The sequence below is a fragment of the Vibrio sp. 2-1-2a genome (genome assembly GCF_032648565.1).
GTDB lineage: Bacteria > Pseudomonadota > Gammaproteobacteria > Enterobacterales > Vibrionaceae > Vibrio > Vibrio diabolicus.
This window is the reverse complement of sequence record NZ_WBOH01000003.1, coordinates 765,756-778,913: the sequence shown is the minus strand read 5'-3', so window position 1 is coordinate 778,913 and position 13,158 is coordinate 765,756. Positions and strand designations below refer to the sequence as shown.

Genomic DNA, 13,158 nt, shown 5'->3' with positions numbered 1-13,158 from the left:
TGCTGTTGCTGTTGCTGTTGCTGTTGCTGTTGCTGTTGCTGTTGCTGTTGCTGTTGCTGTTGCTGTTGCTGTTGCTGTTGCTGTTGCTGTTGCTGTTGCTGTTGCTGTTGCTGTTGCTGTTGCTGTTTCAGCTTCTGTTCCACAACCGACAAGTTTTTCTTTGCAGCTTCAAAGTTGGGCGTTTCTTCAAGCAGTTTTTTATAAAGCTCTGCTGCTTCTTCTAATTGACCATTTTGCGCCAGAGAGTTGGCAAGGTTATAGCGGCCGTTAGGAGAGGAGTCATGAGAAAATGCTTCGATAGCGGCTTCGTAGTCACCTTTTTGGTAACTGGCGGCTCCTTTCCAGCTTGGGTTTGTAAATAGGTTTTGCGCCTGTTCATACTCACCTTGCTTGTAGAGTTCCGCTCCTCGTTGGTCGGCATTTAAGAACGGATTTGCTTCGGCGTGTTGTGTCCAAGTCATCGGTATTATTGTTGCCACAAACATCCAAATCAGGCCGCGTCGGAACAGTAAAGCTGCAGGCAGAAGTAACAGCGGCAGCAACCAAAAGCCACCGTTTAAGCGAGAGTCAGTGCTCACTTCTTCACTCTTCTTGGCCGAAAGTTGACTGCCAACGTTGCTCGTAAAGGCCGAAATTCTCTCAACATCGCGATTGGTGTGCTGAATAGGAACAAAAATTCCACCTGTTTTCTTTGCTAGTATTTGTAAATTCTTCAGATTTGTTTTCGCTACGACAGTTGTGCCTTGTGCAGTCTTTAAAAGAGAACCATCGGGTAGGGCAATGGGAGCACCATTAGCGGTTCCTACTGCAAGAACAGAGATCCGAATGTTTTTACCTTCGACTAAATTCAACGCGCGAGACAGTTCTGACTCATCAAGGTCATCAGCTAACACGATGATGTCGCCTTGTTGCACACCTGCTTGAGAGAACTGGTTGAGCGCTAATTCAATTGCGGAAGGCAGGTTTGCCCCTTGAAAAGGCATTAGCTCTGGTGACAAATTCTCGATAATGCCGGCAAGCGTACTGGAATCAGTCGTCAGTGGACTTAAGTTATAGGCATCGCCAGCGTAAGCAATAAGACCCGTAGCCCCTTCTTTCCATTTAGGAAGTAAGTCCAGCGCCTTATAACGTGTTTGCGCGAGTCGATTAGGCTTGATGTCCGTAGCGAACATCGAGCGAGACATATCAAGCACCAAAATGCGGTTTTGGTTTAACTCAAAGCTTGGGCGAGCGTTGGATTGCCAGCTTGGTCCCGCTAGCGCAATACAGGCAACCGCCCAAGCTACGCCCCAGAGAATAAAATAGTGTTTGGACTGCGTATTTTGTCCGAGCACTTTAGCTAGGTGAGGGGCAATCAGTGTCGATTTTTTTGCTCTAAATTTGTGATTGAGCAAGAGCGCAATAGGGATTGCGATGAGCCCCCAAAGCCAAGAAGGGTTAAGGAAAATAAACTCAGCCATGTTTTCTCCTCAGTAGGAATAACAATACCGACAGTACGAATGCAGCGCTTAATGGGTATGGGAACCATTCTGACTGCGGACGCCAAGTTTGCGTGTCGCTTGACACGGGCTCGAGCTGGTTGATCGTGTCGTAGATCTTTTCGAGCTGATCAGTATCTCGCGCCCGAAAATATTGTCCACCAGTCATCTCTGCCACTTTAGTTAGTGTTTGCTCATCCAAGTCGGCTGCGGTGTTAACCTTACGAGTCATGAAAAACTCTTTCACCATCATTTCACCAGCACCTACGCCTACGGTGTAAATGGTCGCTTTGTATTTTTTTGCGATTTCCGCTGCTTCGAGCGGTTCGAGCACACCGGCAGTGTTGCTGCCGTCACTAAGCAAAATCATGACTCGTTGCGGAGTATCACTGTCTACAAAGGTTTTCGTGCCTAGACCAATGCCATCACCAATGGCGGTTCGTTGACCAACCAGGCCGATGACGGTTTGATTAATCTGCTGCATGACGGTTTTACGGTCTGCAGTGAGTGGCGTTTGCAAATACGCGTGATCGCCAAACAAAACAACCCCGAGACGGTCGCCTTTTCGCTTTGCCACGAAATCAGACAGAACTTTTTTGACAGCGGTGAGGCGGTCGATGTATTCGCCGTTGAGCTCCATGTCTTCTTGCTGCATCGAGCCAGATAGGTCGACGACTAACATCAAGTCCCGATATTTGGGTTGGAACTCAACTGGATCACCAAACCAAACTGGACGCGCACAAGCAATGATAAGAAGAACCCAGATCGCCATTGATAGTGATTTTTGCAGGGCTTGCTTAGGCTTGCTGCCATTCTCATTAGCTGGTAAGTACGCCAATTTGATCTCGGCTTGTTGAGATTCTTGTGGCAGGAGCTTGTATACCAGCCAGGGGACAGGCAGCAAAAATAGTGCCCACCACCAGACAAATTCAATGTTTAGCCATTGGGCAAGATCGGTTATGAGTGTTTGCTCAGTCACGGTTATTTGCCTTTTTCTTTGGTGGCAAAGCGTGAGTTATCCAAAAGACACAATCATCGACCAAGCTTTGATGATTTTCTTGAGAGGATTTCTGATACAGCGCTTCTTGCCACTGATGTTGTTTGTCTACGAATCGAGTTTCTTTGGTATGGCTATCGAGAAATTCATACCAAGCGATTCCTGTTAATGGCGCGATTTCTTCACGCGGAAAGTAACTCAATGCCGCCTGACGCAATATTTCTAGAGCAGAGGAAGGGGTATGAGGTGTGACAGATTGAGTTAAAAGTTTTAAGGCTGCCTTTTGCGCGCGTAGGCGTTTTTTACGCCATTTCGTATAAAGATAAATGCTGAAAACGAAAAGTACGGTGGCCGCAAGCACTGCCCACCATCCCCAAGCGAGCGGAAACCAATCCGGAGCGTTTGGTAAAATCAGAGGTTCAAGGTCTAGGCTTTGGTTGTTTGTTGTCATTATTATTACTGCTTAATAAATGCTGCTTGTACAGTTTGTTAGCTTAATTGTGAAATCAAGGGCCAACCACTTGATAGCGTGTTAAATGGAATCGCCATCGAATGGCATTGCTGTTTAATGGTTTCTTGGTGTTGAGTAAAGTGTGTTTCGAGTTCCTTTCTTTGGCCCTTGGAGCCAAAGTTGAACCATTGACTACGTTGTCCATCCGAGGCTTTTACTTGACCTCTAAAGTTTGTTTCACCTCTTTCTAAAGGATCATAAAACTGAATAGCCCTCACACTGTTGTGCTGTTTTAGTCGACGTAACTGCGTCAACTCTGCTGCGCTTATGTGGGCAAAGTCGCTGAGCATAATCAGTTCGCTGCCCTTAGGTGTCAGTGTATGAAGTGTTTCTAACACCTGAGTATACGGCAGTGTACGAGCCTCGTTGTTGGCAGTACGAGCCACCTGCGCGTTATGTGTATCGACGATAGCATTAAGAATCCGCAGCCCCTGTTTTTGTAGAGAGGAAGGGCGAAACTCAGAACATTGATGTCCATCGTCAATCACCGCACCGATGCGATCCTTTTTAGCCAAAGTGAGCCAAATCAACACGCTGGCAAAGTGAGCCAATTGAACCGACTTAAGCATATACTTAGACCCAAAATGCAGGCTAGAACTCAGGTCAAGGTAAAGAATCACAGCTTGCTCTTTGTCTTCTGCAAATAACTTTGTGTGCGCTTTCCCTGTACGAGCAGTTACCCGCCAATCAATACTGCGGATATCATCGCCAGGTTGGTATTGGCGTACTTCCATAAAATCCATGCCTCGCCCTTTTTGGCGGCTGGTATGGTTACCGCTCATTTGCGACCAGATACTTTGTGCTGGTGGCAACCAACGTACAGATTGAGTGCGGTATTGCAGCAGCTCTTCAAGGGTTAATGTCACCCCATTCGCATGAGGTGGCAGTGGATGCGTTGTGGACATATCACTCCCTCGTCTTATGCACTGCCAACGAGGTTTAGCAGCTTATCAATGACTTGGTTTGCCGTAATGCCTTCCGCTTGAGCGTGGTAACTCAGTAATAAACGGTGGCGCAAAACCGGATAAGCCATGGTTTGAACATCTTCTGGGGACACAAAATCACGACCTGCAAGCCAAGCGTGCGCACGGGCACAACGATCCAGAGCGATGGTGGCACGTGGACTAACGCCCATTGACAACCACTTATCCAGCTCAGTGTCATATTCGCTGGCTCGACGTGTTGCCATAACTAAACGGACGATGTACTGCTCTATCGTTTCTGCCATATGAATATCCAACACTTCTTTACGCGCAGTGAAGATATCTTGTTGGCTTAACATTGGGCGCTCGACGGTAGTTTCGCCTTTTGCTTCACCGCGGTTAATACGCAAGATAGATAGCTCATGTTCCGCATCTGGGTATTCCACTTCTAAATGTAATAAAAAGCGATCTAGCTGTGCTTCAGGTAGTGGATAAGTCCCTTCTTGTTCAATCGGGTTTTGAGTCGCCATGACCAAAAACAACTCTGGCAGTGGGTAGGTATGGCGACCTGCTGTGACTTGTTTTTCTGCCATTGCTTCAAGCATCGCCGCTTGTACTTTGGCCGGTGCACGGTTTATCTCATCCGCAAGAATAAGAGAATTGAAGATAGGACCAGATTGGAAAGTGAACTCTCCGGTTTCGGGGCGGAATATATCGGTGCCGGTTAAATCGGCTGGCAGCAAGTCAGGGGTAAACTGAATTCGGTGGAAGTCGCCTTCAACACAATCTGAGAGTGATTTTACTGCACGGGTTTTTGCTAGCCCAGGAGGACCCTCAACCAAAATATGTCCATCTGCCAAAAGGGCAACAAGCAGTTGTTTGACTAGATCTTGCTGACCAATGATCTGCGACTCTAGGTATTGCTGAAGAGTTTCGAAGTTAGATTTATGCATGCTTTGGACTCTCGATATCCATTTGATTTTTGTGTTGAGTATTGGTCATTTTCCAGATGGAAAAAGTTCCAATGCGCTTTCGCAATTTATCTTTTCAATATTGGGACTCTGCAGAGAATTGCAAGTACTTGCTATCACTGAAAGTTCTTATCTGACAGGGCGTTACATTTATTTTTCATAATATAGTGAGAAATGCCTCTAGTTTTGTATATGTGAGCCGATAAAGTTTCTGTGATGTGCGTGTCATGAGATATGCACCAGATTCCCCTAATGGGGCCAATAACAAGTGATTCTTTTAAAAGGTCCGAATATGTTGAAACTTCATTCCTTGAGCATCAAACAGAAGGTTGTACTTGGTATTACGTTTGCTGTTTTAGCATCAACAATTATCGTTGGTGTTATGGCTCAACGTCATGCAAGAGATGTGTTGAGCCACCGTCTTGTTGATATCGAACTACCTGCGATGCTGCAGCAAATCAATACAGAAATTGACCGCGAAGTTGTAGAGATGCAACAAGCCGCAAAACAGCTCGCAACAAACGAGTTTATTGTCGAAGCTCTATCTAATACAGACCGCGATCCGTCGGTAGAAGTTCAGTTAGTTCAGCAGCTCAATAACGTTAAATCCCAGTACGGACTTAATGATGCGTCGGTAGCCAATCGTCAAACGGCATATTACTGGAATCAAAACGGGTTCTTGCGTCAGCTTAATCGAACTCAAGATGCTTGGTTCTTTGGCTTTACGTCTTCTGGTCAAGAAACGTCAGTGAGCGTTTTCCAAGAGGCAAACGGCGAAGTAAAAATGTTTGCCAACTACCAAGACTTAAATGGTACATCAATGTCAGGTCTTTCAAAGTCGATGGACGACATGGTTGCGCTGCTCAATGGGTTTAAAATTGAAGATACGGGTTATGTGTTCCTCACTAACGAACAGGGTGAGATTCAAATACATCGTCAACAAGGTAAAAACCAAACTTCTATCACCAAGCTATTTGGTAGTGATGCGAGTGCACTGCTGAATAAAAACAGCTTCAATTTGATTAATGTGGACTTTGAAGGGCAGGACACGTTTGTTTCCAGTTTGTATGTTCCTTCAATGAATTGGTTTGTCATTGGTGTAGTTCCTGTCGATGAAGTCTTCGCGGACCTAAATGCTACTGCGCAAAAAATGCTGTTTACGACCATCATTGTCGCCGTTGTATTCATTCTGATGGGCGTATGGTTGGCAAATAGTATTACTAAACCAATTCGACTGATTGCCGATCGTTTTACTGACCTTGGGCAAGGTGAAGGCGACTTGGCGCAGCGCATTGAAATTCAGGGTAATGATGAAATTGCTCAGCTTTCAAAAGGCTTCAACGGATTTATTGAGAAGATCCACGCCACAATGAAAGAAGTTGCTTTAACTAGCGGCTCATTAAGTCAAGCGGCAGAAAGTGTATCGACGAAAGCAACATCCACACATGACAACAGCCAAGAGCAACGTGATCAAACCATTCAAGTTGTTGCGGCGATTAACCAGATGGGTGCGACCATCAGCGAAATTGCATCGAACGCGGCTACTGCTGCCGATACGGCAAATCAGGCTTCTGATAATACTCAAACGGGTCGTGAAGTGGTTATGAAAGCCAAAGAGGTGATTAGCCGCCTAGCTGATGACGTAGAAACGACCAATATTGTCGTCACGCAGCTGGCATCGACAACTAAAGATATTGGCTCGATTCTGGGCGTAATTCGTGACATATCAGAACAAACCAACTTGCTTGCGTTGAACGCCGCGATTGAGGCTGCACGTGCTGGAGAGCAAGGTCGTGGTTTTGCGGTGGTTGCTGACGAGGTAAGAAACCTAGCGTCACGCACGGCTGATTCAACAGAAGAGATCCAACGGATGATCAACCAACTTCAAAGTGACGCACAAGACGCAGTAAGTGCGATGGAAGCGGGTAAAGCGGTCACTATTGAAGGGGTCGCTTCAACCGATGAAGCAGTGGAAGTGTTAGTCAATATTTCTGAGCGAATTACAGACATCTCTGATCGTAATACGCAAGTTGCGACGGCGACGGAAGAGCAATCCACAGTGGTGCATACCATTAACCAAAACATTGAAGAAATCAACGCGATCAATGAAATGACAACGGCAACGGCAGAAGAGCTGGCGGATGCAAGTCGTGATCTTCAAGCGCTCTCTTCACGTCTGGACAAGATGGTTGGTAGCTTCAAGCTATAGAGTTGGATAGAATAGCCGAAGTTTAAAAGTTCACTAACTAAATTTAGGTAAGTACTATGAATGACTTCGAAAAAGAACTAGAGCAGATTTCTCAGGAAGCCGCTCAGGAGCCAGAAGTAAAACTGCCGTCGCTAGAAGAGCAAAAAGCGATCGTCGCTGAGCTAAAAAAGCTGGAAGCAGAAGGTAAGTTGACGCCAGAAGTGTTAGAGCAACACTTTGGTAAATTTAACCAAAAAAACTCTGTTCCAGTTCACTAAGCTAGGGTGAGGTTTCGGCTCTAACGGGCGCGACAAAATCACCAACTCAAATACAAAAAAGGGAGTGTATGCTCCCTTTTTTAATGCCTGAAAAATGCTAATACCTCTTACATACTTGCCACTTAAAAATTATTGACACTTCAATGAGTTATTAATTAGTACTAGTTATTTTCATACTTGACAATACTACTGCTCTATCTAAATCTATTGCGTATTTCAATAAAAGCGACCAAGGGAATGCGATCAGGATGGAGCAACAAAAAACAAGAAATGTCATTTTAATCACGGAGGGCAGTCTGCAGTCATCTCTGCTGAAAGATGTATTGGAGACCAAACTCGGTATTAGTGTTGCTCTAATCACACCAGACTCTCTTATTCAAGGAGCGTTAGATTCGCCTTTAGCGTCAGCCATTATTGTTGATTGCAGCGTGATCACTGATGAAATCTTTCGGCGTTATTCGGAATTTAAAGAGTCGCAACAGAAAGATACGCTCGAAATCTTAATTAATTGTGATCAATCCATTTCGACTGAAGATCTTTTTGCTTGGCGTACTCTAGCAGGTATTTTCTATACCTCTGATGATATAAAAACGCTGCAAGTTGGGATTGGTAAGGTACTTCAGGGGGATATGTGGTTCAGCCGTAAGTTTTCTCAGCAATACATTACTCACCTTCGTCGCCACTGCAAACCGATAAATAAGAATGTTCCCGCTATTTTGACCAAACGAGAGCAACAAATAATTACCTTTCTCTCTATGGGGGCTTCCAATCAACAAATTGCCGAACAACTATTTGTGAGCGAGAATACGGTAAAGACTCATTTACACAATATTTTCAAGAAGATTGAAGTAAAAAATAGAGTCCAAGCACTTATTTGGGCGAAAGAAAATATTTCGGATAACTCGTTAACAGTGTAATGTCCTTGAAATATTGCGTTATTTAATTTAGTGAATTCTTAATCATTACTGTGACCTAAATGTGTTAAAAGTGTTTCTTTTATGAGAAACACTTTTTTTGATTCTCTTTTTAATAACTTTGGAATTTAAAAAAGTAGCAAATAACTTTACTCTGTGGACTAGCACTTACATATCACACTAAGTGCGGGCGATTAACGACGAATTTAAGAATGTTAAGTCACTGAAAGTATGAGAAACATTATGGAACAGTATATGGAAAAGCCTGAAGTCCTAATGCTCACTCAACAAAGTTTACAGAGTGAAAACTTTAAGGAAATGCTTTCTAAAAATATAGAAACTAAAATAACGATCATAGATACTAAAAACCCTAGCTATCACGAACTCATTCCGGAACGCTACTTTTTGCTTGTTGATTTTTCAGTTGAGATTCCATCCGAAACTTTAGTTTATTTAAAAGATAGTAATAAAGTGCTAGGAACCATAATGCTTAATTTAGGTTATGACTTAGACACAGAAGAACTCGCCTCATGGCCGCATGTAAAGGGTATATTCGGTCCGGGAGACTCCATGGACAAGGTGTGTCAGGGGTTAAAAGCAATAATAAAAGGAGATAATTGGCTGTCTCGAAGATTACTGGATCAGCTGGTTAATTATTATCGAGGAAAAGATGCGAATAGCATTATTGAGCCTGCTATCGAGGTAGAGCTTACTCGGCGTGAAATTCAAGTTTTAAAAATGTTGAAAGAAGGAGGCTCAAATATGGAAATTGCTGATTCTTTATTTATCAGTGAGCATACTATTAAATCACATCTATACAATATTTTTAGAAAGTTAGAAGTAAAGAACCGTACGCAAGCAACAAGTTGGGCTAGGCGAAATCTGTAGTACTAGTATTAACTTACTGTAATAAAAAGAAAATACTCTATAAAGTACTAAGTTTTATATTTATTATTAAAATGTCAGTCTGAAATATCATCCCATATTCAAACTTATTCCTATTCGGTTGACTATTAGACTTCTCATGTCTGTTACAAATCTACTCAGACATAGAATAAAAGGTCTATTCAATTATTAAGACAAGAGGGAATAAAAATGAGCACAAGTGACAATGACACGTATCTAGGCGATGCAGGTGTAAATAACCAATTTGCTGATTTCGATGGCGGCGATGACTTGTTTATTGGTTTTGGTGGTAATGATTCGTTTGTTGGCGGTGGCGGTAACGATTATGTGATCGGCGGCGACGGTGATGATCGCCTAACTGGTGGTGCTGGTGATGACATCCTAAGGGCTGGTACAGGAAACGATTACCTCGGCGGTGGTACAGGTAATGATTTGCTTTTGGGTTTGTTGGGTGACAACAAACTAAATGGCGGCGTCGGTGAAGATATTCTCGTAGCTGGTTCTGGTGATAATGTTCTAGTAGGCGGCAGCAATGGCGATAAGTTTGTGTTCACGGATAAGTTTGGTGGCCATGGCGAAGCAAAAGTTGTGGATTTCACCATTGGTGAAGATTCTTTGCACATTATTAGCGACTCGGTCACAGACTTCGGTGATTTAAGCTTTAGCTATGATGCTGTAGGTAATGCCGTGTTTACCGATGGTGCTGATCTAACCGTGAAACTCATTGGCGTTACCGAAACTGACATCAATACTTACGGTGCGGATTTATTTGCAATCTAAATGACTTAAATCACTCAGAATGGGATTAGTTTGTGTGGCTCTGTCACGCTGAGGTGAACTAACTCGGTCATTCTAGAGTGTATTTGAGGCTGTCTTAAGTTAGGTGCTAGCTTTTGCTAGCGCCTACATTTTCAATTTAAACGGAAATAGTCGTGCAAAAAACGGTTTTCAAAGAAGTGAGACAAAAACTATGCACGCTTGCGGGCTTGCTAATCGCTTTTAGCCTTTTTATCAACATACTAGTCCTCTCGATTCCCTTGTACATGCTTCAAGTGTACAACCGAGTGATATCCTCCTATTCAACCGATACTCTACTTTTGCTCACTATTATCGTGATTGTCGCGTTACTAACCATGTCGATTATTGATATCGCTCGCGCTCAAATGAGTAAATCATTTGGTTATTGGATGGACACCAAACTGTCCACTTTTATGCTTAAGCGCAGCATTCAATACCAATCGCACACAGGGAAGAGTTACACCTCGCAAACGCTGCGAGACATTCAGAACATCAAAAGCTTTTTGAGCAGCCAAGCACCCTATCCACTATTGGATGCGCCTTGGACACCGCTGTTTATTTTGTTCGTATATTTATTGCACCCAGTATTGGGTCACATCGCGTTACTCGGGTCTATCGTATTGTTTAGTCTCGGGCTACTCAATGAGCTAATGACGCGTAAAACCATGCAAGAAAGTGAAGTTAGGGCGATCTCTCATATCAACAACGCCGAGCTAGCCACGCAAAATGCCAATTCAATTCTTGCGATGGGGATGATGAACGCGTTTTTAGAGAAATGGCAGTCGCGCGTGAATGAAGTCAATGTGCTCGAAGAGCGAGTGGCAGGTAAGTCCATTTACATGGCTAATTTTTCTAAGTTTGTACGTGGTTCACTACAGATCTTTTTGTTGGGAGGCGGAGCATGGTTAGTGATCCAACATGAGATTACTGCGGGAGCGATGATCGCGAGTTCCATTTTAATGAGTCGGGCACTCTCGCCGATGGAGCAGGCGATTGGAACATGGCGAAGTGCTATGTCTGCTAAAGGCGCGTATAAACGACTAAAAGAAATCGACGCAATCGTGCGCCAAGATGAATCGAATATGCCACTGCCAAAGCCAAAAGGGCACTATGAACTTACTGGACTTGCTTATCGCCATCCTGGCACAGCAGAGCCTGTACTCTCATCGATCAACTTATCTATGCCTCCCGGAGTCGCTGTCGGAGTTATTGGCCCTTCTGGTACTGGTAAATCGACGTTTGCTCGGTTGTTATTAGGTACGATCAAGCCATTAGCAGGTAAGGTTACGCTTGATGGTATGGAAGTGTCTACTTGGGCATCGGAAGATCGCGGCGCCCATTTTGGTTATCTCGCTCAAGAAGTAGAGTTGTTTCCTGGCACAATTCGGGAGAACATCGCGCGCTTCAAAGAAGAAGACCCCGCTAAAGTCATTAAGGCGGCGCAACTAGCAGGATGTCATGAATTAATACTCAAGAAAAACAAAGGCTATGATTTCGTTATTGGCGAAAATGGCCGTGGTTTATCAGGAGGAGAAAGGCAGAGAATCGCACTTGCAAGAGCCGTTTATGGCGATCCATCTATTGTGATTTTCGATGAAGCTAATGCCAACCTTGATGGTGAAGGAGAGGCTGCATATCAACGTTTGATTGCCCATTTAAAGGCGCAAGGATCAACGATTATCGTCATTGCCCATAATCCGAGTACATTACGACAAATGGATAGATTGCTGTATTTGGCTGAAGGTCGAGTCAAATTATACGGTGATAAAGATGAAGTATTAAAACGCTTGATGGGCGAAGAAAGAACAGATATTCCAAGGGTAAGAAATGAGCAATCAACTGCCAGCCGTTAATCAACATCCGTCTGAAACCGTTTATCGTTTTAGTCCGCAAGCGAAACTAAGCTTTCGAAAGCCAATTTTACTTGGTGTGGTGACGCTAAGTGTTTTTCTTGGCGGTCTAGGCTACTGGGCTGCGACAGCGAAATTAGAGAGTGCTGCGATTGCTTATGGCGATTTGTCTGTTCTCACTAAGCGCCAAGAAATTCAACATCTAGAAGGCGGCATTATTGAAAAGCTGTACGTGCAGGAGGGGGACTTAGTTGAAAAAGGTCAATTATTAATTCAACTCTCTAAGCGACAAGCTATGGCGAAGTTGGATTCATTAAGTGGTCAGTTTATTCATACTCTAGCGAAGGAAAACCGTCTAAGTGCTGAGCTAGATGAATTGCCAACGATCGTATGGTCTGATGATCTTGAAAGTATTCCTCGCGTCGATATCGTCCAAGAAGCTCAACTGGTTCAAAACAAGATCTTTGAAGCGAGAAAGCGATTCTTTGATAGTAAGCTGAGCATCATTGAGCAGAGTATTTCTGGGGCAAATTTGGAGCTGGAAAACCTCCAGCAAACCAAAGTAATTGAGAGAGAAAGACTCAATTTTATCGCCGAAGAAATAGACAGTAACCAAGCTCTAGTTCAAAAAGGCTTTTCGGGTAAATCCACCTTACTTCAACTCAAACGTCTTGCGGCGGAAGTGCGGAGTACCTTAAGTCAGTTAGACAGACAATCACTCACAGTAAGCAAAAGGTTGGATGAAAACCAAGCGCAAATTGAAGAGTTGAAGCTTGAAAGACTGAATGAGATTGTCGAGGAGCTACGAAACACCAAAAAGGAAATCGTCGCCATCCGTGAAGAGTATCGCTCAGCCCAAGATATTGTAGCGAGAACAACCATCAATGCACCTATTGCAGGCCGTGTGGTCAACATGCAGGTGTTTACCGAAAAAGGTGTGATTGGTTCGGGTGAAACGCTATTAGAGTTGGTTCCTCAAGACGATAAGTTGTTAGTCGAGGCTCGCGTGAATCCTCAGGATATCGATCTAGTTAACCCAGGTCAGCAGGCGCATGTTCGTCTGACCGCTCTGAATGCTAGAACGTTGGCACCATTAGACGGCACGGTGTTAACGATTTCTGCGGATAAGCTTTCACAAGAAAACCAAGAGGATTTTTACCTCGCTAGAATTGCAATTTCGCAAGAAGATGTAGCCAAACACCGCTTAACTTCAGGAATGAACGCGGAAGTGCTTATTTTATCTGAACCGCGAACGCCTTTAAGTTATTTAATAAAGCCAATCACTGAAAGCATGAATCGCGCCTTTAGAGAGGAGTAATCTCAAAAGTACTTGAGTGAACACGG

The 13,158-nt window shown here is 44.0% G+C and carries 12 protein-coding genes; 7 read left to right on the top strand and 5 right to left on the bottom strand.

Annotated elements, in window-relative coordinates:
* The 5 genes from F7Y48_RS11775 to F7Y48_RS11755 form a co-directional block, all read right to left on the bottom strand.
* The coding region (locus F7Y48_RS11775; RefSeq protein ID WP_316684280.1) for a VWA domain-containing protein at positions 1 to 1,460 on the bottom strand (1,460 nt) is incomplete at its 3' end.
* Positions 1,453 to 2,457 (bottom strand): vWA domain-containing protein, encoded by a 1,005-nt coding sequence (locus F7Y48_RS11770; RefSeq protein ID WP_258508645.1) that lies wholly within the window; start codon positions 2,455 to 2,457, stop codon positions 1,453 to 1,455. The genes F7Y48_RS11770 and F7Y48_RS11775, both read right to left, overlap by 8 nt.
* Entirely contained in the window at positions 2,450 to 2,926 is a 477-nt protein-coding gene (locus tag F7Y48_RS11765; protein ID WP_047008481.1) for a DUF4381 domain-containing protein, read from the bottom strand. Before F7Y48_RS11765 ends, F7Y48_RS11770 begins: the two co-directional genes overlap by 8 nt.
* Positions 2,927 to 2,964: 38 nt before the next feature.
* Positions 2,965 to 3,891, bottom strand: a complete 927-nt coding sequence (locus tag F7Y48_RS11760; protein WP_316684276.1) for a DUF58 domain-containing protein — start codon at positions 3,889 to 3,891, stop codon at positions 2,965 to 2,967.
* 14 nt (positions 3,892 to 3,905) lie between these two features.
* Positions 3,906 to 4,862, bottom strand: a complete 957-nt coding sequence (locus tag F7Y48_RS11755; protein ID WP_005392397.1) for an AAA family ATPase — start codon at positions 4,860 to 4,862, stop codon at positions 3,906 to 3,908.
* 310 nt (positions 4,863 to 5,172) lie between these two features.
* On the opposite strand from F7Y48_RS11755, the gene F7Y48_RS11750 reads away from it, so the two are divergent.
* The 7 genes from F7Y48_RS11750 to F7Y48_RS11720 all read left to right on the top strand — a co-directional run bounded on the left by F7Y48_RS11750 (position 5,173) and on the right by F7Y48_RS11720 (position 13,132).
* Positions 5,173 to 7,089, top strand: a complete 1,917-nt coding sequence (locus tag F7Y48_RS11750) for a methyl-accepting chemotaxis protein (RefSeq protein WP_257888219.1) — start codon at positions 5,173 to 5,175, stop codon at positions 7,087 to 7,089.
* A 56-nt stretch (positions 7,090 to 7,145) separates the two neighbouring features.
* Positions 7,146 to 7,346, top strand: a complete 201-nt coding sequence (locus F7Y48_RS11745; protein ID WP_005392406.1) for a restriction endonuclease subunit S — start codon at positions 7,146 to 7,148, stop codon at positions 7,344 to 7,346.
* Between the two features lie 248 nt (positions 7,347 to 7,594).
* Entirely contained in the window at positions 7,595 to 8,263 is a 669-nt protein-coding gene (locus F7Y48_RS11740; RefSeq protein ID WP_005392407.1) for a LuxR C-terminal-related transcriptional regulator, read from the top strand.
* Between the two features lie 228 nt (positions 8,264 to 8,491).
* Positions 8,492 to 9,148, top strand: coding sequence for a LuxR C-terminal-related transcriptional regulator (locus F7Y48_RS11735; RefSeq protein WP_316684268.1), 657 nt, complete (start codon positions 8,492 to 8,494; stop codon positions 9,146 to 9,148).
* 207 nt (positions 9,149 to 9,355) lie between these two features.
* A complete protein-coding gene (locus F7Y48_RS11730) occupies positions 9,356 to 9,946 on the top strand; it encodes a calcium-binding protein (RefSeq protein ID WP_005392412.1) in 591 nt (196 codons plus the stop codon).
* 152 nt (positions 9,947 to 10,098) lie between these two features.
* The gene (locus F7Y48_RS11725) at positions 10,099 to 11,817 is read left to right on the top strand and encodes a type I secretion system permease/ATPase (RefSeq protein ID WP_104970486.1); all 1,719 of its coding nucleotides are present in this window, start codon (positions 10,099 to 10,101) and stop codon (positions 11,815 to 11,817) included.
* Positions 11,792 to 13,132 (top strand): HlyD family type I secretion periplasmic adaptor subunit, encoded by a 1,341-nt coding sequence (locus F7Y48_RS11720; RefSeq protein WP_047008476.1) that lies wholly within the window; start codon positions 11,792 to 11,794, stop codon positions 13,130 to 13,132. The genes F7Y48_RS11725 and F7Y48_RS11720 overlap by 26 nt, the downstream gene beginning before the upstream one ends.
* Positions 13,133 to 13,158 lie beyond the last annotated feature (26 nt).

Excerpts from the sequence above, each read along its gene's own strand:
- F7Y48_RS11765 (WP_047008481.1), bottom strand. The coding sequence starts at position 2,926 with ATGACAACAAACAACCAAAGCCTAGACCTTGAACCTCTGATTTTACCA.
- F7Y48_RS11760 (WP_316684276.1), bottom strand. The coding sequence starts at position 3,891 with ATGTCCACAACGCATCCACTGCCACCTCATGCGAATGGGGTGACATTA.
- F7Y48_RS11755 (WP_005392397.1), bottom strand. The coding sequence starts at position 4,862 with ATGCATAAATCTAACTTCGAAACTCTTCAGCAATACCTAGAGTCGCAG.
- F7Y48_RS11750 (WP_257888219.1), top strand. The coding sequence starts at position 5,173 with ATGTTGAAACTTCATTCCTTGAGCATCAAACAGAAGGTTGTACTTGGT.
- F7Y48_RS11745 (WP_005392406.1), top strand. The coding sequence starts at position 7,146 with ATGAATGACTTCGAAAAAGAACTAGAGCAGATTTCTCAGGAAGCCGCT.
- F7Y48_RS11740 (WP_005392407.1), top strand. The coding sequence starts at position 7,595 with ATGGAGCAACAAAAAACAAGAAATGTCATTTTAATCACGGAGGGCAGT.
- F7Y48_RS11735 (WP_316684268.1), top strand. The coding sequence starts at position 8,492 with ATGAGAAACATTATGGAACAGTATATGGAAAAGCCTGAAGTCCTAATG.
- F7Y48_RS11730 (WP_005392412.1), top strand. The coding sequence starts at position 9,356 with ATGAGCACAAGTGACAATGACACGTATCTAGGCGATGCAGGTGTAAAT.
- F7Y48_RS11720 (WP_047008476.1), top strand. The coding sequence starts at position 11,792 with ATGAGCAATCAACTGCCAGCCGTTAATCAACATCCGTCTGAAACCGTT.